Consider the following 21,260-nt stretch of genomic DNA (forward strand, 5'->3'; position numbering starts at 1 on the left):
ACAACCAATAACAAAATAAACATCACACAACCCCCCCCCAAAACCCCCCCCCCCCCCCCGCCCGCCCGGGGGGGGGGGGGCCCCCCGCGGGGGGCCCCCCGCCCCCCCCCCCCCCCGACTGGTCGTACGTCGATCCGCCGGACTTCGTGCGGGTCGCCTTCCAGAAGGTGCCGGAGGGCAAGTCGGTGAAGAACCGGGTCCACCTGGACCTGGAGGTCGCCGATCCGGGCGCGGCGGCGGACGAGGCGCTGTCGCTGGGGGCGCGCCGGTCGGGCGGGATCGTGCGGGACGAGCAGGGCGCGTTCCAGGTGATGCTGGATCCCGAGGACAACGAGTTCTGCTTCGTGACCGGCTGAGACCCCGTCGACCGGGCGGTGTCCCGGCAGATGGAACGGGGTCGACGGACCGGCCGCGCGGGTGGTCGGATGGCGGGCATGGACGATCTTCGGATACGGGCCGCGGTGGCGGCCGACATCGACGCCGTGCTCGCCTTCTGGAGGACGGCGGCCGAGGGCACGAGCATCAGCGACGACCGCGCCGGCGTGGCGCGGCTCGTCGAGCGCGACCCGGAGGCGCTGCTGCTGGCGGAGCGGGCGGGCGCGCTGGTGGGGACGGTGATCGCCGGGTTCGACGGCTGGCGCTGTCATCTGTACCGGCTCGCCGTGCACCCGGAGCACCGGCGGCGCGGCATCGGCGGCGCGCTGCTCGCCGCGGCGGAGGAACGTTTCGTACGGCTCGGCGGGCGGCGCGCCGACGCGATGGTCCTCGACCGCAACGAGCTGGGGCGGGCCGCGTGGCGGGCGGCGGAGTACGGGCCCGACGAGGCGTGGACGCGCTGGGTGAAGCCGCTCGCGGCACCGCCGGTCTCCTGATCGTTTCGCTCCTTTGCCCCTCCTTTACTATGGATGGGCAGGAGTGAGGTGATCATCCGATCACCGTCCCGAAACCATCGAAAGGTGTGAGCGTCCGCCCATGGGCGAGCCTCCCAGTAGCCCCTCCCGAAGCCGACATCGCGCGGTCCTCCCTCCCCTGACTGATCATGGGACTGGTCGAGGGACGGAGGTGAACCGATGACCGAGGTACTGCTGCTCCTGGTGGCACTGCTGCTCTCGCTCGCCTGCGGCGCGTTCGTCGCGGCCGAGTTCTCGCTGACCACCGTCGAGCGCTCCGAGCTGGAGAAGGCGGCGGAGCGCGGCGAGCGCGGCGCGGCCGGCGCCCTCAAGGCGCGCAAGACGCTCACCTTCCAGCTCTCCGGCGCCCAGCTCGGCATCACCGTGACCAACCTGATCGTCGGCATGCTCTCCGAGCCGTCGATCGCCAAGCTGATCCGCGGCCCCCTCCAGGACCTCGGCCTTTCCTCCGGCGTCGCCTCCTCCGTGGCCCTGGTGATCGGCACCGCCCTGTCGACCGTCGTCCTGATGGTCGTCGGCGAACTGGTCCCCAAGAACTGGGCGATCTCCTCGCCGCTGGCGATGGCCAAGGTGGTCGGCACCCCGCAGCGGATCTTCACCGCCGCGTTCAAGCCGCTGATCAGCCATCTCAACAACACCGCCAACCGCATCCTGCACCGGCTCGGCATGGAGCCCACCGAGGAGCTGGCCTCCGCCCGCTCCCCGCAGGAGCTGGTCGCTCTGGCCCGGCACTCCGCGAAGGAGGGCGCGCTGGAGGCGGACACCGCCGAGCTGTTCGTCCGGACCCTCAACCTGGCGGAGCTGACGGCGGAGAACGTGATGACCCCGCGCGTCCAGGTCACCGCCCTCGAGGTGCTGGCCACCGCCGAGGACGTCGCCAACGCGACCCGCGCGACCGGCCTGAGCCGCTTCCCCGTCTACCGCGGCAGCCTCGACACGGTCGTCGGCATCGCCCACATCAAGGACGTGCTGGCGATACCGGCCGACGAGAGGCGCCTGCGCGGGATCGGCGACCTGCTGCGCGAGCCGCTGCTGGTCCCCGAGAGCCTGACCGTGGACAAGCTGCTCGACCGGCTGTCCGGCCGGCAGACCATGGCCGTCGTCATCGACGAGTACGGCGGCACGGCCGGCGTCGCCACCCTGGAGGACATCGTCGAGGAGGTCGTCGGCGAGGTGCGCGACGAGCACGATCCGCACGAGACCCCGGACCTGGCGCGGGCCGGTGAGGACGCCGACGGCCGCACCCTGTGGTCCGCGGACGGCGCGGCCCGCACCGACCAGCTCGAGACCGTCGGCCTGCGGGTGCCGGAGGGACCGTACGAGACCCTGGCCGGCGTGCTCGCCACCGAGCTCGGCCGGATCCCCGCGGTCGGTGACAGCGTGGACCTGGCCGGCTGGCGCCTCGACGTGGTGGACGCCTCCGGGCGGCGGGCGGCCCGCGTGCTGCTGCACGCGCCGCTCCCGCACGACGGTGACCAGGACCAGGAGGCCGGCCGATGACCGCGATCCAGTTGCTGATCGGCCTGGCGACCCTGGTCGTGAACGCCTTCTTCGTCGGCGCCGAGTTCGCCCTGATCTCCGTGCGCCGCAGCCAGATCGAACCGCTCGCCGAGTCCGGCGACCGCCGGGCGCGCAGCGTCATGTGGGGCCTGGAGCACGTGTCGGCGCTGCTGGCCGCCGCCCAGCTCGGCATCACGCTGTGCACCCTGGTCCTCGGCGTCGTGGCCGAGCCGGCCATCGCCCACCTGCTGGAGCCGGTCTTCGACGCCGTCGGCGTGCCGCACGGTCTGGTGCATCCGATCTCGTTCGTGATCGCCCTGACGGTCGCCACGTACCTGCACATGCTGCTCGGCGAGATGGTGCCGAAGAACATCGCGCTGGCCGAGCCGACCCGCTCGGCGCTGCTCCTCGGCCCGCCGCTGGTGGCGCTGGCCCGCGCGCTGCGCCCGGTGATCTTCACGATCAACGCCTTCGCCAACGGCATCCTCAAGCTGCTGCGGGTGGAGGTGAAGGGCGAGGTCGCCGCGACCTTCTCGGACGACGAGCTGGCCCGGATGGTCACCGACGCGGGCGACGCCGGTCTGCTCGACGACCGGGCGGCCGAGCGGCTCCACGACGCCCTGGAGCTGGGCCGGCGCCCGGTGCGGGATGTCGTGATGCCGGTGGAGAAGGTCGTGTACGTGGGCATGGACACGACCCCCGAGCAACTGGAGTCGCTCTCCGCGCGCTCCGGCTTCTCCCGCTTCCCGGTCGTCGACTCCGCCCGCCGGATCCTGGGCTACCTCCACGTGAAGGACGCCCTGGACGTCACCCCGCGCGACCTCCCGTTCCCGGTGTCGGCCATGCGGCCGATCGCCCGTGTGCGCGCGGCGACCCCGATGGACGACGTCCTGACGGCGATGCGCCGCAGCCGCACCCATCTGGCGGCCGTCCTCGACGAGGACGGCAAGCTGGCCGGCCTGGTGACGATGGAAGACGTGCTCCGGGAACTGGTGGGCCGCCCCGCGGCCCCGTGACGGGAGCGGTAGGTGGCGGGAGCGGGCCGGTGCGGCGCGTGGACCGGGGCGGAAGCGGGCCGGTGCGGTACCGGGGCCGGCACGGGGGCCGGTGCGGCTTCGGCCTGGGCGGCTGGGCCTGGGTCGTTCCCTGGGCGAACGCGTACGGGCGAGGCCCCGGGACGGAGACGTCCCGGGGCCTCGCCCCATCCCCGCCCGGCGCGGAGCCGGAGGCGGTGCCGGGTCAGAGCGCCGTCGCGGTCAGCCAGGCGTCCAGCAGCGTCCGGTCGCCGGTGTGGGCGTAGCGCGGGTCGTCGGCCGGGCGGCGGCCGTAGAGCAGGAGCAGCAGGTCGGCGGCGGTGCCGTCGACGGTCGTGGTCGCGTCGCCCTCGGCCCGGCGCTGCCAGGTGAAGCCGCCGCCGCCGAGGGTGACCGTCCAGGCGGCGCCGGTGTCGGTCGCGGTCAGCCGCAGGCTCGCGCCGTCCCGGCCCAGTCGGGCGACGCGCTCGGCGACCCAGGAGTAGTAGGGCACGTTCTCGAGCAGCTCGTCGATGCCGTCGGCCGCCGTGCCGGCCTCGACGGGGGCGGGCTCGCGGCCGAGGGCGAGCTCGGCGTCGGCGAGGTGGACTACCGCCTCGAAGAGCAGCCGGCGCGGGAAGAACCGCGCGTGCGGATCGGCGCCGAAGCACCACATCGGCGCGTCGGGGTCGGCGGCGCGCAGGGTGCGCAGGCTCAGCTCGGCGCTCTCCGCGAGCCGGTCGGCGTACGCGGCGGGGTCTCCGGGCGGGTCGAGCGGCCCGTCCGTGGGCTCCACGCGCTCGGTGGCCCGGGTGCGGACGAGGTACTCGATCCAGCGGTGGGTGGCGGCGTGGTGCTTCACCAGGTCGGCGAGGGTCCAGCCGGGGCAGGTCGGGACGGGGGTGGCGGGGTCGGCCTCGCGGACGAGGGCGACGAGGCGCTCGACGTACGACTCCACCAGATCGCAGTGGACGAGGTGGTCGTCCTCCGTGAGTCCGAAGCCCTCGGACACCTGGAGGAGCTCGTCGCGCCGGGGCCCGGGCGGCTCCCGCAGCGCGGCGTCGCGGAACAGCCGGTCGAGCGCGCGGCGATCGGCCGCCGGGAGCCGCCGCAGGATGTACGCGGTGCTCTCCAGCCACTTCACCCCGGTGTCCAGGTCCAGGACGTCGTCGTCCGCCGTCTCGACCGACGTCACCAGATCGGCCAGCGCCTCGGCCAGCGTGTTCAGCAACGCGTCGCTCATGGGTCTCCCCTCCCGGATCTCCGTCCGCGTACCCCCATACCGAACGGTATGATCGCGGGGTCATGGAGATCAATGCCACCTACACCAGTCTCGTCGCCCTGGGCGACAGCTTCACCGAGGGTATGTCGGATCCGAACCCCGACGGTTCCTACCGGGGCTGGGCCGATGTCCTCGCCGGCCGGCTCGCCGCCCGCACGCCCGGCTTCCGCTACGCCAACCTGGCCGTGCGCGGCAAGCTGATCGGCCAGATCGTCGAGGAGCAGGTGGACGCGGCGGCGGCGATGAAGGCCGACGTGGTGACCCTGGTCGGCGGACTCAACGACACCCTGCGCCCCTCGTGCGACATGGGACGGGTGAAGGCCCTGCTCGGCGAGGCCGTCGAGCGGCTCGCCCCCTCCTGCGGAACGCTGGTCCTCATGCGCAGCCCCGGCCGCAACGGCCCGGTGCTGGAGCGCTTCCGGCCGCGCATGGAGGAGCTCTTCGCGTACGTGGACGAGCTCGCCGCCCGCCGCGGCGCCCTGGTGGTCGACCTGTACGGCGCCCCGGTGCTCGGCGATCCGCGGCTGTGGGACGTGGACCGGCTGCACCTCACCGGGGAGGGGCACCGGCGGGTGGCCGAGGCGGTCTGGCAGACCCTGGGCCTGCCGGCCGAGGACGACTGGCGCGCCCCGCTCCCGCCGGGCGTGCCCCCGGCCTGGGCCGCCCGGCGGATCGCCGACGCCCGCTTCGCCCGGCAGCACCTGGTCCCCTGGATCGGCCGCCGCCTCACCGGCCGCTCGTCGGGTGACGGCCGCGCCCCGAAGCGACCGGAGCTGCTGCCGTACGAGCCGCTCGCGCGGGACGTGCGGTGACGCGCGTCTCGTAGCAAGCTCCAGCCCGGACCCTGGCGCTGGCCTGCAGAAATCGCCAGTAGAATCAGGTCACGTGACTGCTGCGACTGCGAAGCCCCGCATCCCCAACGTCCTGGCCGGCCGCTACGCCTCCGCGGAGCTCGCCGTCCTCTGGTCCCCCGAGCAGAAGGTGAAGCTGGAGCGCCGGCTGTGGCTCGCGGTGCTGCGTGCCCAGAAGGACCTCGGGATCGAGGTTCCCGACGCGGCCCTCGCCGACTACGAGCGGGTGCTGGACGAGGTCGACCTCGGTTCCATCGCCGAGCGCGAGAAGGTCACCCGGCACGATGTGAAGGCGCGGATCGAGGAGTTCAACGCCCTCGCCGGTCACGAGCACGTCCACAAGGGCATGACCTCGCGCGACCTCACCGAGAACGTCGAGCAGCTCCAGATCCGGCTCTCCCTGGAGCTCATGCGGGACCGCACGGTCGCCGTCCTCGCCCGCCTCGGCAAGCTCTCCGCCGAGTACGCGGAGCTGGTCATGGCCGGCCGCTCGCACAACGTCGCCGCCCAGGCCACCACCCTCGGCAAGCGCTTCGCGACGGCGGCCGACGAGCTGCTGGTCGCCTACACGCGCCTGGAGGACCTGCTCGGGCGCTACCCGCTGCGCGGCATCAAGGGCCCGGTGGGCACCGCCCAGGACATGCTCGACCTGCTCGGCGGCGACGCCTCGAAGCTGGCGGAGCTCGAACAGCGGATCGCCGGACACCTCGGCTTCGCGCACGCCTTCACCTCGGTCGGCCAGGTCTACCCGCGCTCCCTCGACTACGACGTCGTCACCACCCTGGTGCAGTTGGCCGCCGCCCCGTCGTCGATCGCCAAGACGATCCGCCTGATGGCGGGCCACGAGCTGGTCACCGAGGGCTTCAAGCCCGGCCAGGTCGGCTCCTCGGCGATGCCGCACAAGATGAACACCCGCTCCTGCGAGCGCGTCAACGGCCTCATGGTGATCCTGCGCGGCTACGCGTCGATGACCGGTGAGCTGGCGGGCGACCAGTGGAACGAGGGCGACGTCTCCTGCTCCGTGGTCCGCCGGGTGGCCCTGCCGGACGCCTTCTTCGCCCTGGACGGTCTGCTGGAGACCTTCCTCACCGTGCTCGACGAGTTCGGCGCCTTCCCGGCGGTCATCGCCCGTGAGCTCGACCGCTACCTGCCCTTCCTCGCCACCACCAAGGTCCTCATGGGCGCCGTCCGCGCCGGCGTGGGCCGCGAGCTGGCGCACGAGGCCATCAAGGAGAACGCGGTCGCCTCGGCGCTCGCCATGCGCGAGCAGGGTGCCGAGCGCAACGAGCTCCTCGACAAGCTGGCCGCGGACGAGCGCATTCCGCTGGACCGCGAGGAACTGGACGCGCTGATGGCGGACAAGCTGTCCTTCACCGGTGCCGCCGCCGACCAGGTCGCCGCCGTCGTCTCCCGTATCGAGGAGATCGTCAAGCAGCACCCGGAGGCCGCCGGCTACACCCCCGGGTCGATCCTCTGACCGGCACCACCCGGTTCTCCGCCGAGGAGCTCCAGGCCGCCCGTGACCGCCTCGTCCCCGATGTGGTCACGGGCGGCCTTTCGGTCCTCCTGTGCGGGATCAACCCGGGTCTGATGACGGCGGCGACCGGCCACCACTTCGCCCGCCCCGGCAACCGCTTCTGGCCGGTGCTCCACCTGTCCGGCCTCACCCCGCGGCGGCTCGCGCCGGCCGAGCAGTCCGAACTCCTCGCGTACGGCCTCGGCATCACCAATGTGGTGGCCAGGCCGACCGCGCGGGCCGACGAACTGACCGCCGAGGAGTACCGGGAGGGCGGACGGATCCTCACCGAGAAGGTGCGCGCACTCGGCCCGCGCTGGCTCGCGGTGGTCGGCGTCACCGCGTACCGCACGGCCTTCGGCGACAAGAAGGCCCGGGTCGGCCCGCAGGAGCGCACGATCGAGGGCCCGCACGGCGTCACCCGCATCTGGGTCCTCCCCAACCCGAGCGGACTGAACGCCCACTGGACGGCGCTGACCATGGCGGAGGAGTTCGCCCGTCTCCGCGAGGCGGCGGGCCTGCCGGACCGGCGCACCGCACCGGAGGCGTAGTGCTCAGGGCGGGTCGACGGCGGTGACGCAGACGAGGATCCGGTAGGCGTCCTCCGCCGACCGCACGAGTCCGAGCGCTATCCACCGGCCGTCCGCCCGCCAGAGCTCGACGTCGGGGACGGCCTCGCCGAGCAGGTCCCAGGGCGCGGGTATGCGCTCTCCGCGCTCGGCGCGCAGGGGCAGGCTGCCGAGGCCGAGGCGGTCCGGCGGGCCCCAGCGGGCCGCGAGCAGCTCGGCGAGGGCCGCCCGCTCCGCCTCCGTCTGCTCCTCGGAGGCGTCGGCGGCGGCTAACTCGGCCAGGTGGTGCCCGCCGTCGCGGAAGGGGCGTCCGCGCAGCAGATCGAGGGTGGCGACGTGCCGTGCCAAGGTCATGCGTTCCAGTAAAGCGGCCGGCACTGACAGTTGGTGCCCCGTCAGCTCCGCGGCCGGTGCCCGGGCCGCACGGGCGGTCACGGGGCCGCCGGGGGGCGGTCGCCGCCCACCGGTCCAACGAGTAACATCCGGCCAAAGATGCCACGAGCTGGGAGGACACACGGTGGGGCGGCTGACCGGCGGGGATCCGTCGCTGCTGCGGCGGATCAACTCCGCGGTGGTACTCCATGCGCTGCGGAGCTCCGACGCGCTCACGCTCACGGATCTGACCCGGATCACCGGCCTGTCCCGGCCGACGGTCGAGGGGGTGACCGAGGGTCTCATCGAGGGAGGTCTGGTCGTCGAGGCGGCGCCCGAGGAGGGCGAGACCCGACGGCAGGGCCGCCCGGCCCGCAGGTTCCGCTTCCGGGCCGAGGCGGGGCACCTGCTGGGGATCGAGATCGGTCCGCACCGGGTCGCCGCGCTGATCTCGGGCCTGGACGGGCGGATCATCGGTGCCGGTTCCCGCGACGTCGCGGAGACCGCTCCGGCGGACGAGCGCCTGGACCGGGTACGGGCCGTGGTGGCCGACGTGCTGCGCAGGACCGGCGTGCCGCGGGCGAACCTGCGGGCGGTCGGCGTCGGCACGCCCGGCATCGTGGAGGCGGACGGGACGGTCCGGCTGGGCACGGCGCTGCCGGGCTGGACGGGTCTGGCGCTCGGCGAACGGCTGCGGCGCTCGTTCCGCTGCCCGGTGATCGTGGAGAACGACGCCAACGCGGCGGCGGTCGCGGAGCACTGGAAGGGCGCGGCGACCGACTCCGACGACATCGTGTTCGTGCTCGCCGGCCTGAGCCCGGGTGCCGGTTCGCTGATCGGCGGGCGGCTGCACCGCGGTTACGGCGGTGCGGCGGGCGAGATCGGCGCGCTGCACCTGCTCGGCCGGGGCGTCACCCCGGAGCATCTGCTCTCGACGACGGACGAGCCGCTGCACCCGCTGGACGAGCAGGCGGTGGCGGAGGTCTTCGCACTGGCCCGGAGCGGTGACGAGCGGGCCCGGGCGGCGGTGGAGCGGTTCATCCAGCGGCTGGTGCACGACGTGGCGGCGCTGGTGCTGGCCCTCGACCCGGAGCTGGTGGTGATCGGCGGCTGGGCGGCCGGACTCGACGGCGTGCTCCAGCCGCTGCGCGACGAGCTGGCCCGGTTCTGTCTGCGGCCACCGCGGGTGGCGCTGTCGCTGCTCGGCGAGGCGGCGGTGGGCACGGGCGCGCTGCGGCTCGCGCTCGACCACGTGGAGGAGCAGTTGTTCGCGGTGGAGGGCACGGTGACGGCCCGCCGCTGAGGAACGGACCGGCCGGCGCGACGGCGCAGGGGCGCGACGGCGTACGGGGGGGTGCGGGGCGCGGCTGCGTGCGGGGCGCGTGTCCCGCGGACCGCGTGCTACGACCGTACGGCGGCGCACACGGCCGCCCCCGTCGTCGGGTCGGTGGCCGTGGCGGCCGCCGTGCGCGGGGGTGCGGAACTCCCGCCGGTCAGGAGGCCATCGCCAGGTCGCCGGAGTCGCCGAAGGTGAGCCGGCAGGTGTCGGCGCGGTAGGTGGCCACCGAGACGGCAGCGGTGCGGCCCTCGGAGAGATAGCGGGTGGTGACGACGAGGACCGGGGCGCCGGGCAGGCGGTCCAGCTCCTTGGCGTCGTCGGCGCGGGCGGAGCCCAGTTCGACCGAGCGGTCCTGGCCGTCGAGGGTGAGCCGCCGCAGTTCGCTCAGGACGGCCCGGGCGCGGGCCGGTCCGTCGGCGGCGTCTGTCCCGTCGAGACCGGGCACGGACTCGGCGGGCACGTAGAGCAGTTCGGCCGCGACGGGCTGTCCCTCGGTGACGCGGAGCCGGCGCACGATGTGCACGTGCTCGGTGGGGTCGATGTCGAGGAGGCGGGCGACGGCGGCGGGAGCCGTGTCGTCGGCGGAGTCGACGGACTGCCAGGTGTCCTCGCCGACGCCGGGCCAGGCGTGCTGGGTGGTGGAGACGTCGACGCCGACGCGCGGCGGCGCGACGGTGGTGCCGACGCCGCGGCGGCGCTGCAGGCGGCCTTCCAGCTCCAGTTGCTCCAGGGCCTGCCGGAGGGTGGCGCGGGCGACGCCGAACCGGGCGGCGAGCTCGCGCTCGTTGGGCAGGATCTCCCCCACCGCGAAGTCCGAGTCGAGCGCTTCGCCGATCACGGTCTTGAGGTGCCAGTACTTCGGCTCCGGCACTGTGTCCAGTTGCGTGGTCCCCACCCTGATCCTCCGCACATTCGCCGTGTCCCGCGGCGTTTTCCGCGCCCTTGTTTATTAAAGGTTCCTGCACTAACTCTGCGACGATAAGGCGCGGCACACCCTTGGTCAAGACCAATCCTGCGTCCGGCGCCCCTGAATGTGACCCTCTGCCCCGGATCGTTCACGCGACGTTCGCGGAGCGGCGGGCCGCGAGCGCGGACACGACGCCCCGCCCTCCGGGAGGAGGACGGGGCGTGGGCGTCGGCCGAGGGGCGCCGGGGGGGCGCGGGGGTCGTCAGTCGAGCCCGAGGCTGCGGAGCTTGTCGGGGTTGCGCAGGATGTAGACGCAGGCGATCCGTCCGTCGCGGACGTCGACCTGGAAGACGGAGTCCACCCTGCCTCCGGCGAGCACGACCACTGCCGGGCCGCCGTTGATCTCCTGGACGCGCAGGTCGTAGAGGTCGCGGGCGCCCTCGGAGACGGCGACCATGAAACGGCCGATCTTCTCGGCGTTCTCCAGGATCCGCAGCGGCGCCTTCGCCTTGCCGCCGCTGTCCCCGACCAGCCGGACGCCGGGTGCGAGCAGGGCGAGCAGGCCCTCCAGGTCGCCGCTCGCGGCGGCGGCGAGGAACCGCTCGGTGAGGTCCCGGCGTTGGGCGGGGTCGACGTCGTAGCGCGGGCGGCCCTCGTCGACGTGCTTGCGGGCCCGGCCGGCGAGCTGCCGGACGGCGGCCTCGCTGCGGTCGAGGGTGGTCGCGATCTCCGCGTAGGGGAAGCCGAACGCCTCCCGGAGCACGAACACCGCGCGCTCCAGCGGCGAGAGGGATTCGAGGACGACGAGGAGGGCGAGGGAGACGGAGTCGGCGAGCAGGACGCGTTCGGCGGTGTCGGGCACGGCGGGCCCGAAGTCGGTGACGATCGGCTCGGGCAGCCAGGGCCCCACGTACGACTCGCGGCGGGACCGGGCCTGGCGGAGCCGGTCGACGGCGAGCCGGGTGGTGATCCGCACGAGGAAGGCGCGGGGTTCCCGTACGTCGCCGCGGTCGTCCGCGGACCAGCGCAACCAGGCTTCCTGCACCACGTCCTCGGCGTCGGCGACGCGTCCGAGCATGCGGTAGGCGACGCCGGTGAGCAGGGGGCGGTGCTCTTCGAACACGGCGGTCGGGTCGGACGGCATCGCGGTCAGCGTCTCGGGCGGCACTCCCCCATCCCATCCGACACGGCGGTTCGTGTCCAGTTGCGACCGCACCTCTTGAACTCGACTCTACTCGCCGGTAATTCTTGCTGACAGGGTGTCTCGAAGCGTGTCTCACGACGACAGGAGCAGCCATGTCCGCACAGATCTCGTTCGCCGTGGAGTCCCCGGCCGGTCCCCGCACGGTCACCATGACGTACGAGCGGCGGGGCGCGGGCGCACCGCTCCTGCTGCTCCACGGGATAGGCCACCACTGGCAGGCATGGGAGCCGGTGCTCGACATCCTCGCCACCGAGCGGGACGTCGTCGCCGTCGACCTGCCCGGCTTCGGCGCCTCCCCGGCGCTGCCCCAACCGCTGGCCTACGACCTGGGCACGGTGGTGCCGGTCCTGGCCGCCTTCTGCACCGCCCTCGGCCTCGAACGGCCGCATGTGGCGGGCAATTCGCTCGGCGGGCTGCTCGCCCTGGAGCTCGGCCGGGAGAAGCTGGTGCGCTCGGTCACGGCCCTCTCCCCCGCCGGGTTCTGGTCGGAGGGCGAACGGCGGTACGCCTTCACGACGCTGCGCGCGATGCGGGGCGCCGCGCTCGCGATGCCGCTGCCGATGATCGAGCGGCTGTCCCGCAGCGCGGCCGGCCGCACCGCGCTGACCAGCACCATCTACGCGCGCCCTGCCCGGCGTTCACCCGAGGCGGCGGTCGCCGAGACGCTCGCCCTGCGCGGCGCGACCGGCTTCCACCAGACCCTGGCCGCCGGCCGGGCCGTGGTGTTCGCCGAGGACGTCCCCGCCGTGCCCGTGACGGTGGCCTGGGGCAGCCGGGACCGGCTCCTGCCGCGCCGTCAGGGCGTGCGCGCCAAGCACACGCTGCCGGGCGCCCGGCTGGTCCGCCTGCCCGGCTGCGGCCACGTTCCCATGAACGACGACCCCGCCCTCGTGGCCCGGGTGATCCTGGACGGCAGCGCCGGCCCCGACGGTGGCACGGGCGGCGCGGGCGTGGGCGCGGGCATCGACACCGACACCGGCACCGGCACCGGCACCGGCACCGGCACCGGCACCGGCGGCAGCATCGGCTGATCCGCGGCGGGCCCTCCGGCTGAACAGGCCCGTGCCGAGGGCCGCCCCGGCTCCCACCAGCAGTCCGCCCGCCGCCTGCGGCAGACCGAAGGAGCCGTGCGCGACCGCGACGGCGGTCAGTGCGGCCGCCACCGAGATCGCGCCGGTGAACAGGGTGGCCCGCTCCATGCCGATCCGCTGCACGCCCATGTAGAAGAGGACGAATCCCACGACGGTCGCCAGGGCCGCCTGCCACACCAGCGCGCCGGCCTCGACCGCGGTCGGCGTCCGCAGGACGGCGGTCCCGTCCACGAGGAGTCCGAGGACCGCCGACTCGACGGCCGCGACGCCGCACACCACCGCGGTCAGCAGCTTCGGACCGAGCGGGCGCAGCACCGGCACCGCGAGGACGGTGAAGCCGACCTCGCCCGCCAGGGCCGCCACCGACCAGCCGAGACCGGCCGCGTCGGTGCGGCCCCAGCCCTGCACGGTGAAGGCGCCCGCCGCGACCAGCACGGCCCCGTACAGCACCGGTCGGGTGGGCCGGCGGCCCTCGATCAGCGGCACCAGGACGGCGACCACGACGGGGGCGCAGCCCACCAGGACACCGGGGACGGCCGGTTCGGCGGTGCGCTCGGCGGCGAGGACGGCGAGGTTGAAGCCGACCATGCCGACGGCCGCGAGCAGCGCGAGCCGCAGCCACTGCCGGACGGTCAGGGCGCGGAGCGGACGGAGCCCGGCCCGGCCGAGCAGGGGCAGCAGGAGCAGGCAGGCGGCGCCGTAGCGCAGGGCCTGCCCGCCGGCGTACGGGTAGTCGCCGAGCAGGCTGTTGGCGGTGAAGGAGGCGCCGACGAGGGCGTAGGCGACGGTCACGAGGAGCGCGCCGCGCAGGGAGTTGGTGGTCATGCTCCCGACGCTAGGAACCGGGCGGCCTTCTTTTGAGGTCCACTTGGCCGACGTCATCGGGGACCACTTGGGCGGGGGTGCGCACAGGAGCGGACGAGCAGGACCCGGCACCCCGGACGGTCGTCTCAGGACCTAGGCTCGTGCCGACGGCTCGACGGCTCGACGGCTCGACGGCTCGACGGCTCGACGGTTCGAGGGCCGAGTGAGGGGGACCAGGGGCATGCGCGGTCATCCGGCGTGGGAGCTGTTGCTGCCCGCGGCGGCGGCGCCGGCGCGGCAGCGGGGCCGGTCGCTCCAGGAGGCGCTGCGGGACGCGGTGCGGACGGGGCGGCTCGTGGCCGGCACGCGGCTGCCGTCGACCCGGGAGCTCGCCGCCGACCTCGGGGTCTCCCGGGGCCTGGTGACCGAGGCGTACGAGCAGCTCACGGCCGAGGGGTATCTGCGCAGCGACCGGGGCTCGGGCACCTGGGTCGGCGAGGCGACGCGCGCCGCGGCGGCGCCGGGCGTACGGGATCTCGCGCCGCGCGCGCCCGGCGTGCGGGTGGACTTCCATCCGGGAACGCCCGACCTGTCCCTGTTCCCGAGGTCCGCCTGGGGCGCCGTCCAGCGCGCCGTCCTGTCGGAGCTCCCGCACCGCCAGCTCGGCTACCCCGATCCGCGCGGCCTGCCGGAGCTCCGATCGGCGCTCGCCGCGCTGCTCGCGCGCCGGCGCGGTGTGGTGGCCGATCCCGAGCGCCTGGTGGTGTGCTCGGGGGTGGCGCAGGCGGCGACGCTGCTCGGATTCGCTCTGCGCTCGCGCGGCTTCGGCACGGTGGGCATCGAGGATCCGGGCAGCCCCGAGCACGGCAGGCTGTTCGCCGCGACCGGCCTGGAGACGGTGTGGCTGCCCCTCGACGAGGAGGGGCTCGCGCCGGGTCCGCTGGCGGCGTCCGGGGTGCGGGCGGTGGTGGTCACGCCCTCGCACCAGTTCCCCACGGGCATCGCCTACGCGGCGCGGCGCCGGGCCGAACTGCTCGACTGGGCGCGCTCGGTGGACGGTTTCGTGCTCGAGGACGACTACGACGGCGACTTCCGCTACGACCGCGCTCCGGTCGGCGCCCTCCAGGGGCTCGACCCCGAGCGGGTCGCCTACGCCGGTTCGGTCAGCAAGTCCCTGGCGCCGGGGCTTCGCCTCGGCTGGCTGCTGGTGCCGGAGGACCTGCTCGACGAGGTCGTGGAACGCAAGCGGACCATGGACCTCGGCAACCCGGCCCTCGACCAGGCGGTGCTCGCCCGCTTCGTCTCGGGCGGCGGCTACGACCGGCAGTTGCGCCGCTGCCAGCGCGCCTACCGGGAGCGCCGGGACGCCCTGGTCGCGGCCCTGGAACGGCACTTCCCCGGCACGGAACTGAGCGGCATCGCCGCCGGGCTGCACATCATCGCGCGCGTGCCGCCGCGACACGGGCCCACGGCCCGCTTCCTGGAACGGGCGAGGGCCGCGGGTGTGGCCTTGCGCCCGCTGGAGGACTACGGCACGGCACGGCCCGACGACGACGCGGTCCGCCTGGTCATCGGCTACGCGCACCTGACGCCGGCGGAGATCGCGCGGGGCGTGCGACTGCTCGCGGAGGCGGAGGCGTAGGCGTTACCCGGCCTGGGGGCGTGCGCCCGCGTACGCGCACAGAGGCCCCGCGCACCGGGGGTACGGGCGCCCGCGCGCCGGGTGTACGGGTGGGGTGCGCCGGGCGTACGGGCTGGGTGCGCCGGGGGCATACGGGCGGGGCGCGCCGGGGGTACGGGTGGGGCGCGCCGGGGTGTACGGGCGGGGCGCGGGGCGTACGGCCGGGGGCGTACGGGCGGGGCGCGCCGGGCCGGTGTGCCGGATGGTGCGCCGGATCGCGGGCCGCCTCGGCCCGCCCGGTCCGTTGTTCACTCCGGGTTCGGTTCCCCGCCTTCCCCGGGCGCTAGGCATGGGGCGGTCCCGCCCGCCCACGCCTCGAAAGGCGCCTCCATGTCCCTTTCCGCCCCCGGTCCGTCCCCCGCCCGCCGTACCGTCCTGCGCGGTTCGCTCGCCGCCTCCGCCGCCGCCCTGACGGCCGGCGGGGGCGCGTTCGCCGGCCCGGCCTTCGCGCTCTCCGGGCGGCCCTCGGCCGCCTGGGGTGTGCAGACCGGGGACGTCACCGCGCACTCGGGTCTGGTGTGGGTCCGCTCGGACCGGCCGGCCCGGATGGTCGTGGAGACCTCGTCGACCGCGTCGTTCCGCCGGGTACGCCGCCACCACGGGCCGCTCCTCGGGCCCGGTTCGGACTTCACCGGCACCACCGCGCTGCGCGGGCTGCCGCCCGGCGAGCAGATCCACTACCGGGTCACGCTCGCCGATCCGGACGACCCGCGCCGTACCGGCGAGCCGGTCGTCGGCACGTTCCGCACGGCCCCCGCCCGGCGCCGGGACGGCGTCCGGTTCCTGTGGTCCGGTGACATCGCCGGACAGGGCTGGGGCATCAACCCGGACATCGGCGGTTTCCGCGCGTACGAGGAGATGCGGCGCCTCGACCCCGACTTCTTCCTGTGCAGCGGCGACACGATCTACGCGGACGGCGTCATCCAGCCCCGTGTGACGCTGCCGGACGGCCGGATCTGGCGGAACGTCACCACGCCCGAGAAGGCGAAGGTCGCCGAGACGCTGGACGAGTACCGCGGCAACTTCCGCTACAACCTGCTCGACCACAACGTGCGCGCCTTCAACGCCCAGGTGCCGTCGATCGTCCAGTGGGACGACCACGAGGTCCGCAACAACTGGTACCCGGGCCAGATCCTCGACGACCCGCGCTACACCGAGAAGGACGTCGACGTCCTCGCGGCCCGCGCCTCGCGCGCCTTCGCCGAGTACTTCCCGGTCTCCAGCCTGCACGCGCGCGGCGACGGCACGCGGACCGAGGGCCGGATGCACCGGGTGGTGCGCTACGGGCCGCTGCTGGACGTCTTCGTCCTCGACATGCGCTCGTACCGGAACGCCAACTCGCCGGGCCGGCAGGCCGACGACACCACCGGCATCCTGGGCGCCGAGCAGTTGGAGTGGCTGAAGCGGGAACTGGCCCGGTCGCGGGCGGTGTGGAAGGTGCTCGCCGCGGACATGCCGCTGGGGCTCGTGGTGCCCGACGGGTCGACCGACTTCGAGGCGATCGCGCAGGGCGACCCGGGTGCGCCGCTCGGCCGCGAGCTGCAGATCGCGGAGCTGCTGCGGTTCGTCAAGCACCGGCGGATCACCGGCACGGTGTGGCTCACCGCCGACGTCCACCACACCTCGGCGCAGCACTACGCGCCGGAGCGCGCCGCCTTCCAGGACTTCGCGCCGTTCTGGGAGTTCGTGTCGGGGCCGCTGGCCGCGGGCGCCTTCCCGGCGAGCCGGCTGGACGGCACCTTCGGTCCCGAGCGGGTCTTCGTGCGGGCGCCGGAGCGGGCCAACCTGTCGCCGATGGAGAGCCCGCAGTACTTCGGCGAGGTCGACATCGACGGCGACAGCGGGGAACTGACGGTCCGGCTGCGGGCCGGGGGCGGCACGGTGCTGTTCTCCAAGGTCCTGCAGCCGGGCCTCGTCGGGCAGTGACGACCGTCGCGTGAGGCCCGGCCCCGTGACGCCCGGCCCGTGACGACCGGCCCGTGACGACCGGCGCGTGACGCCTGGTCAGGGTGGGTGCGCGCGGGCGCCGGGAGGGCGTTCGCGGGCCGATTGTCAGTGCCGCGTCCTACGGTCGTTTCCATGACGCGATCCGTACAGGCGCTCGCCTACGCACGCCCGTCCGCGCTGGAGCCCGTGGGCTCCGGCCGGCTGCTCGGTCTGGAGACGTCCGGGGGGCTCACGCCGCACGGCGCCGAGGCCCGTCCCCGTTTCTTCTCCGGTTTCCTCACCTCGCCGCAGGTCGCCGCGCGCGGGCTGCTGGCCGTGGCCGACGTGGCGGCGGCCCGCTACCACCAGCGGATACGGCCGGGTTCCCTCGACCCGGTCGTGACCGGGAACGGCGACCGGCTGCGCTTCGAGTCCTTCTCGGGCTGCGGCGGGGTGTACGCGCGCCTCGACGTGCTGAGCGCCGGGCTCGACGGGGCGCGGACCGGGCACGGGACGACCAATGTGGACGTCAACAACCCGCTGCGGGAGGCGCTGTCGCGCCTGACGGGCGACGATCCGCTGCATCTGCGGGTCGGCCCCGAGGAGCTGGCGGTGACCACGCTCGACGGTCCGGTGGTGGAGAAGAAGGTGCCGCTGCCCGACCGCTGGCTGCGCGGTTTCGCCGAGGCGCAGGTCTCGTCCGCCGGGTTCGACCTGCGCGCGGAGCTGACGGCGGCGGAGGCGGTCCGGTTCCTGCGCTCGCTGCCGCGGACGCAGGCGCGGGGCCGGGGCCCGATGTGGGTGGTGCCGTCCGGGCGGACGCTGCGGCCGACCACGCGGCCGGTCGCGGGCGCGGTGTGCCTCGCGGGACCGGACCGGCTGGTGGCCCTGGAGCGGGTGCTGCGGCACGCGACGGCGCTGCGGGTGTACGGGCCGGTGCCGGACGGCGGGTCGGCGCCGAGCGCCTGGGAGGTGGAGCTGCCCGGGATGCGGCTCACGCTGACCCTGTCGCCGGATCCGGCGCGCGGTTTCTCCGGCGAGGGCGGTGTCCTGGAGGCGCTGGCCACGGAGGAGGCGGCGCAGGACGCGGAGCTGGTGTCGGTGCTGCTCGCCTGGGAGCCGCGGATCGACCTCGGTGACCTGGCCGAGCGGTCGGGGCTCCCGGTGGACCGGGTGCGGGCGGCGCTGATCCGTCTGGGCACGGCCGGGCGGGTGGGGTACGACGTGGCGGAGGCCGCGTACTTCCATCGCGAGCTGCCGTACGACGCGGATCGCGCCGAGCGGCACAATCCGCGCCTGGTCGCCGCCCGGGCGCTGCTCGCGGAGGGCGCGGTGGTCCTGGACGGGGCGCTCGCCTCGGTGGTGTCGGCGGAACGGCGCTATCAGGTGCGGGAGTCGGCGGACGGGCGGCTGAGCTGCACGTGCGCGTGGTGGGCGGAGTACCGGGGCCGGCGGGGCCCGTGCAAGCACGCGCTCGCGGTGCGGATGGCTCGGCGCGGCGCCCTGGTGGAGACGGCGGAGAGGGCGGGGGTCGCGTGATGACGGTGGACCAGGCGCAGGTGGAGCAGTGTCTCGACGCGGTCCGGCAGGGGCGGCACGGGGACGTGCCCGGGCTGCTCGGGCAGATGGACGCGGCCGGGCGCAAGGCGGCGCTGCCGGAGCTGAAGAGGCTGCGCAAGGAGGTCCGCGGCTGGGACTGGAAGCGGTGGGACGAGCGGGCCAGGGTGCAGAGCGCCCTGCGTCTCGCGGGCGCCGGCTGTCACACGGGTGCGGCGGCGGCCGCGGACTGGCTCGGCGGGCGTGACCTGCGGGACTGGAGCGGTCACAGCGGGCCGCTGCTGGGGGTGCTCGCGGACCGCGACCCCGCGTGGCTCACGGAGGTGGCCCGGCGGCTCGCCGAGCGGCCGGCCGTGGCGGAGGAGGAGTACGAGCTCGTGCACGGGCTGGTGCTGCTGACCGGCTGCCCCGCTCCCGCGACCGAGGGCTATGTCCGTGGCTGGACCAGGGCCGTGCACGGCCCGGACCTGGTCGACAGCCTTCGGGCCGACCCGCAGACGCCGGTCCTGGCGCCCCGGCTGCTCGATCTGACCGAGACACCGGACGTCCTCACCTGGTACGCCTCCGGCGCCGACACCTCCTTTCCCTGGCCGTCGGCGCTCGCGGCCCTCGCCGGGGAGGGCGTCCTGGACCGCGAGGTGCTGGTCGACGGCTGTGTGGCCCGGCTGCTGCGCGGTGGGCGGGCGCGTGATCTGCGGTTCCCGCTGGCCCTGCTCCAGGCGCTGGGCACGACGGACGAGGAGCGGCGCGGCCGGGTTCCCGACTGGCTCGGCATGGTGGCCGACGCCCCGTCGCCGGTGGCCGCGCACGCGCAGCAGGTCCTGGCCGAGCTGGCGCTCGACGGCGGCCTCGCGGTGCGGGATCTGGCGGAGATGTCCGGCTCGGTGCTGTTCCGCACGGAGAAGAAGCTGGTGCGGGCCCAGGTGACGCTGCTGGGGAAGGTGCTGCGGCGCGATCCGGGGGCGGCGGGGGAGCTGCTGCCGGTGGTCACGGACGCGTTCGGGCACGAGGACACGGCGATCCAGGAGCGGGCTCTGAAGCTGGTGGGCCGGCATCTGTCCGACGTGCCCGACGAGCGGGTGCGGGAGGAACTGGCGGGTGCGGCGGAGCTGTTGAGCCCGGTGCACCGGGCGGCCGCGGCGCAGGTGTTCGGCACGTCCGTGGCCGTCGCCGCCGGGCCGTACGAGGAGGTGCTGCCGCCGGTGCCGGAGCTCCGGCCGGTGGCGCCGGCGGCGGCGACGGTCGCCGAGCTGGTGGAGGAGCTGGTCGCGCTGGCGCGGCATCCTTACGAGTCCGTCGAGGACTTCGAACGGGCGCTTGACGGTGTCGTACGGCTTGCCCACCGGGACCGGGAGGCGCTGGCGGCGGCGGTGCGGGAGGCGTTCGCGGGGGCGTACTGGCTGGAGGGCCGGGACCATGTCTCCGAGGGGTCGGACGGCATCTTCACCGTGCTCGCCGCTCTGCTCGGCGCGGTGCGGGTGTCGGCGCTCGACCTTGCCCGCCGCCGCGCGACCGGTACGCCGTGCTGCGCGCACAAGGCCCTGACCAGGGCCGTCGACGCCCGGGTGTGGGAGGCGGCCTGGCTGGTCGCGACGGAGGGCCCGGTGCCGTTCCTGCTGGCCACGCCGACCCGTCACACCGGGGCGATCGACCCACCGGTGCTGGTCGAGCGGCTGCGGGCCTACCGGGACGCCGGGGTGGAACCGCTGCCGGTGGACCTCGCGCAGGCGCTGCTGCGGGTCCGCAAGGCCGATCCGTCGGCTGCGCGCGCCGCCACGGAGGCGGCGGAGCTCGGCACGTGGGCCGGGACGCGGCTGGCCGACTGGCTGACGGCGGACGAGTCGCTCTCGCCCGGCCTGCGGTTCCTGGCCCGCACCGGGGCCGACCGCCGGTCGGACCGGTGGTGGCTGGCAGACCGGCTGGTCCTCGCGGTGCGGGAGCGCCGGACGATCGGCAAGGAGTTTCCGCCGGCGTTCCAGTGGCTGGGCGGCTCGTCGGAGGAGACGCTGCGCGGCTGCAGCCGGTACCACTGGTCGGCCCTGCGGCCGCTGTGGCCCGGGGTGTTGCCGGACGACCGGGAGACGCTGGCCGCCTGGCTGCTGCCGTCGCTGGCGGCCGGTGCGGAGTGGGACGAGCGGGACGCGGCCTGGGGGCTGACGGCGCTGGCCGAGTCCGACGGTCCGGCCGGCCCGGCCGTCCATCTGGCGCTCGCCGTGGGGCTCGGCTGCCGGCACGCGGAGGACCGGCTGACGGCCGTGGACGCGCTGCTCGTCCTGGCCTCCCGGGGCGACCTGGATCCGGCGCTGCTCGCCGCGCGGCTCGCGGAGCTGGTGGCCGAGGGGACGGTGAAGCCGAACCGGCTGGCGGACGCGGCCCGTACGGCCGCCGCGACCGGGGCGTACGCGACGGTGCGGTCCGTGCTCCTGGGGCTGCTGCCCGCGCTGCTGACGGCGGAACAGCCGCCGCGCGGGACCGGGGAGCTGGTGGCGGTGGCCGCCGAGTGTGTGGAGCGGTCCGGCGGGTCCGGGAAGATACCGGGCCTCGCGGAGGCGGCGGCGCGGGCGGGTTCCTCGCAGCTCGTGGTCCAGGCCCGGCGGCTGCTGGCCGCACTCGGACACAACACCGATCGAGCACCGTCAGAAGCGGTCGAAATCGGTCACTAGGCTCCCAGATGGGCGCTTAACCCATCAGTCACAAAGCGTTCGTGATCACGCAACACCGCTGGGTCACAGTGAGG

At 74.8% G+C, this 21,260-nt stretch carries 16 protein-coding genes and 2 pseudogenes; 13 read left to right on the forward strand and 5 right to left on the reverse strand.

The window, feature by feature from the left end:
• Positions 1-116: 116 nt before the first annotated feature.
• The 4 genes and pseudogenes from ABZ135_RS14250 to ABZ135_RS14265 all read left to right on the forward strand — a co-directional run.
• Positions 117-356, forward strand: a pseudogene (locus tag ABZ135_RS14250) (VOC family protein); the annotation flags it as partial.
• Positions 357-434: 78 nt separating this feature from the next.
• Entirely contained in the window at positions 435-872 is a 438-nt protein-coding gene (locus ABZ135_RS14255; RefSeq protein ID WP_356695347.1) for a GNAT family N-acetyltransferase, read from the forward strand.
• A gap of 198 nt (positions 873-1,070) precedes the next feature.
• The gene (locus ABZ135_RS14260) at positions 1,071-2,411 is read left to right on the forward strand and encodes a hemolysin family protein (RefSeq protein WP_356695349.1); all 1,341 of its coding nucleotides are present in this window, start codon (positions 1,071-1,073) and stop codon (positions 2,409-2,411) included.
• Positions 2,408-3,427 (forward strand): hemolysin family protein, encoded by a 1,020-nt coding sequence (locus tag ABZ135_RS14265; protein WP_356695351.1) that lies wholly within the window; start codon positions 2,408-2,410, stop codon positions 3,425-3,427. Before ABZ135_RS14260 ends, ABZ135_RS14265 begins: the two co-directional genes overlap by 4 nt.
• A 223-nt stretch (positions 3,428-3,650) precedes the next feature.
• Here ABZ135_RS14265 and ABZ135_RS14270 read toward each other — a convergent pair whose 3' ends face one another.
• Positions 3,651-4,667: a maleylpyruvate isomerase family mycothiol-dependent enzyme gene (locus ABZ135_RS14270; protein WP_356695353.1), complete on the reverse strand. Its 1,017-nt coding sequence runs from the start codon at positions 4,665-4,667 to the stop codon at positions 3,651-3,653.
• A gap of 62 nt (positions 4,668-4,729) precedes the next feature.
• Here ABZ135_RS14270 and ABZ135_RS14275 point away from each other — a divergent pair, with 62 nt between their 5' ends.
• From ABZ135_RS14275 to mug, 3 genes are all read left to right on the forward strand, one after another.
• Positions 4,730-5,518 (forward strand): SGNH/GDSL hydrolase family protein, encoded by a 789-nt coding sequence (locus ABZ135_RS14275; RefSeq protein ID WP_356695355.1) that lies wholly within the window; start codon positions 4,730-4,732, stop codon positions 5,516-5,518.
• Positions 5,519-5,591: 73 nt separating this feature from the next.
• Complete coding sequence (gene purB, locus ABZ135_RS14280) at positions 5,592-7,034, forward strand: adenylosuccinate lyase (protein ID WP_356695357.1); 1,443 nt, start codon at positions 5,592-5,594, stop codon at positions 7,032-7,034.
• The gene (gene mug, locus ABZ135_RS14285; protein ID WP_356695647.1) at positions 7,031-7,624 is read left to right on the forward strand and encodes a G/U mismatch-specific DNA glycosylase; all 594 of its coding nucleotides are present in this window, start codon (positions 7,031-7,033) and stop codon (positions 7,622-7,624) included. Before purB ends, mug begins: the two co-directional genes overlap by 4 nt.
• A gap of 3 nt (positions 7,625-7,627) precedes the next feature.
• On the opposite strand, the gene ABZ135_RS14290 is transcribed toward mug, so the two are convergent.
• Positions 7,628-7,996 (reverse strand): hypothetical protein, encoded by a 369-nt coding sequence (locus ABZ135_RS14290; RefSeq protein ID WP_356695359.1) that lies wholly within the window; start codon positions 7,994-7,996, stop codon positions 7,628-7,630.
• Between the two features lie 163 nt (positions 7,997-8,159).
• Between ABZ135_RS14290 and ABZ135_RS14295 the strand changes: the two genes are divergently transcribed.
• On the forward strand, positions 8,160-9,317 hold the full coding sequence (locus ABZ135_RS14295; protein ID WP_356695361.1) for an ROK family transcriptional regulator: 1,158 nt from the start codon (positions 8,160-8,162) through the stop codon (positions 9,315-9,317).
• A gap of 190 nt (positions 9,318-9,507) precedes the next feature.
• Here ABZ135_RS14295 and ABZ135_RS14300 read toward each other — a convergent pair whose 3' ends face one another.
• The gene (locus ABZ135_RS14300; RefSeq protein WP_356695363.1) at positions 9,508-10,248 is read right to left on the reverse strand and encodes a GntR family transcriptional regulator; all 741 of its coding nucleotides are present in this window, start codon (positions 10,246-10,248) and stop codon (positions 9,508-9,510) included.
• A 274-nt stretch (positions 10,249-10,522) separates the two neighbouring features.
• Positions 10,523-11,404: an RNA polymerase sigma factor SigJ gene (sigJ, locus tag ABZ135_RS14305; RefSeq protein WP_356695365.1), complete on the reverse strand. Its 882-nt coding sequence runs from the start codon at positions 11,402-11,404 to the stop codon at positions 10,523-10,525.
• A gap of 152 nt (positions 11,405-11,556) precedes the next feature.
• Here sigJ and ABZ135_RS14310 point away from each other — a divergent pair, with 152 nt between their 5' ends.
• Positions 11,557-12,495, forward strand: a complete 939-nt coding sequence (locus ABZ135_RS14310; RefSeq protein WP_356695367.1) for an alpha/beta fold hydrolase — start codon at positions 11,557-11,559, stop codon at positions 12,493-12,495.
• A gap of 48 nt (positions 12,496-12,543) precedes the next feature.
• On the opposite strand, the pseudogene ABZ135_RS14315 reads toward ABZ135_RS14310, so the two are convergent.
• Positions 12,544-13,437: pseudogene (locus ABZ135_RS14315) on the reverse strand (EamA family transporter); the annotation flags it as partial.
• A 163-nt stretch (positions 13,438-13,600) separates the two neighbouring features.
• Between ABZ135_RS14315 and ABZ135_RS14320 the strand changes: the two are divergent.
• The 4 genes from ABZ135_RS14320 to ABZ135_RS14335 all read left to right on the forward strand — a co-directional run bounded on the left by ABZ135_RS14320 (position 13,601) and on the right by ABZ135_RS14335 (position 21,186).
• A complete protein-coding gene (locus ABZ135_RS14320; protein WP_356695369.1) occupies positions 13,601-15,001 on the forward strand; it encodes a PLP-dependent aminotransferase family protein in 1,401 nt (466 codons plus the stop codon).
• Between the two features lie 369 nt (positions 15,002-15,370).
• Positions 15,371-16,966: an alkaline phosphatase D family protein gene (locus ABZ135_RS14325; RefSeq protein ID WP_356695371.1), complete on the forward strand. Its 1,596-nt coding sequence runs from the start codon at positions 15,371-15,373 to the stop codon at positions 16,964-16,966.
• Positions 16,967-17,119: 153 nt separating this feature from the next.
• The gene (locus ABZ135_RS14330) at positions 17,120-18,505 is read left to right on the forward strand and encodes an SWIM zinc finger family protein (RefSeq protein ID WP_356695373.1); all 1,386 of its coding nucleotides are present in this window, start codon (positions 17,120-17,122) and stop codon (positions 18,503-18,505) included.
• Positions 18,505-21,186 carry a DUF6493 family protein gene (locus ABZ135_RS14335; RefSeq protein WP_356695375.1) on the forward strand — a complete coding sequence of 894 codons (2,682 nt, stop codon included), beginning with the start codon at positions 18,505-18,507 and terminating at the stop codon, positions 21,184-21,186. Before ABZ135_RS14330 ends, ABZ135_RS14335 begins: the two co-directional genes overlap by 1 nt.
• The last annotated feature ends 74 nt before the right edge of the window (positions 21,187-21,260 follow it).

The sequence above is a fragment of the Streptomyces sp. NPDC006339 genome (assembly GCF_040612775.1).
In the GTDB taxonomy this organism is placed as follows: Bacteria; Actinomycetota; Actinomycetes; order Streptomycetales; family Streptomycetaceae; genus Streptomyces.

Bases quoted from the DNA above. Each gene is read 5' to 3' on its own strand.
- ABZ135_RS14275 (WP_356695355.1), top strand. From the start codon at position 4,730: ATGGAGATCAATGCCACCTACACCAGTCTCGTCGCCCTGGGCGACAGC.
- sigJ (WP_356695365.1), bottom strand. From the start codon at position 11,404: ATGCCGTCCGACCCGACCGCCGTGTTCGAAGAGCACCGCCCCCTGCTC.
- ABZ135_RS14325 (WP_356695371.1), top strand. From the start codon at position 15,371: ATGTCCCTTTCCGCCCCCGGTCCGTCCCCCGCCCGCCGTACCGTCCTG.
- ABZ135_RS14260 (WP_356695349.1), top strand. From the start codon at position 1,071: ATGACCGAGGTACTGCTGCTCCTGGTGGCACTGCTGCTCTCGCTCGCC.
- ABZ135_RS14330 (WP_356695373.1), top strand. From the start codon at position 17,120: ATGACGCGATCCGTACAGGCGCTCGCCTACGCACGCCCGTCCGCGCTG.
- ABZ135_RS14335 (WP_356695375.1), top strand. From the start codon at position 18,505: ATGACGGTGGACCAGGCGCAGGTGGAGCAGTGTCTCGACGCGGTCCGG.
- ABZ135_RS14320 (WP_356695369.1), top strand. From the start codon at position 13,601: ATGCGCGGTCATCCGGCGTGGGAGCTGTTGCTGCCCGCGGCGGCGGCG.
- ABZ135_RS14270 (WP_356695353.1), bottom strand. From the start codon at position 4,667: ATGAGCGACGCGTTGCTGAACACGCTGGCCGAGGCGCTGGCCGATCTG.
- ABZ135_RS14255 (WP_356695347.1), top strand. From the start codon at position 435: ATGGACGATCTTCGGATACGGGCCGCGGTGGCGGCCGACATCGACGCC.
- ABZ135_RS14310 (WP_356695367.1), top strand. From the start codon at position 11,557: ATGTCCGCACAGATCTCGTTCGCCGTGGAGTCCCCGGCCGGTCCCCGC.
- ABZ135_RS14265 (WP_356695351.1), top strand. From the start codon at position 2,408: ATGACCGCGATCCAGTTGCTGATCGGCCTGGCGACCCTGGTCGTGAAC.
- ABZ135_RS14290 (WP_356695359.1), bottom strand. From the start codon at position 7,996: ATGACCTTGGCACGGCACGTCGCCACCCTCGATCTGCTGCGCGGACGC.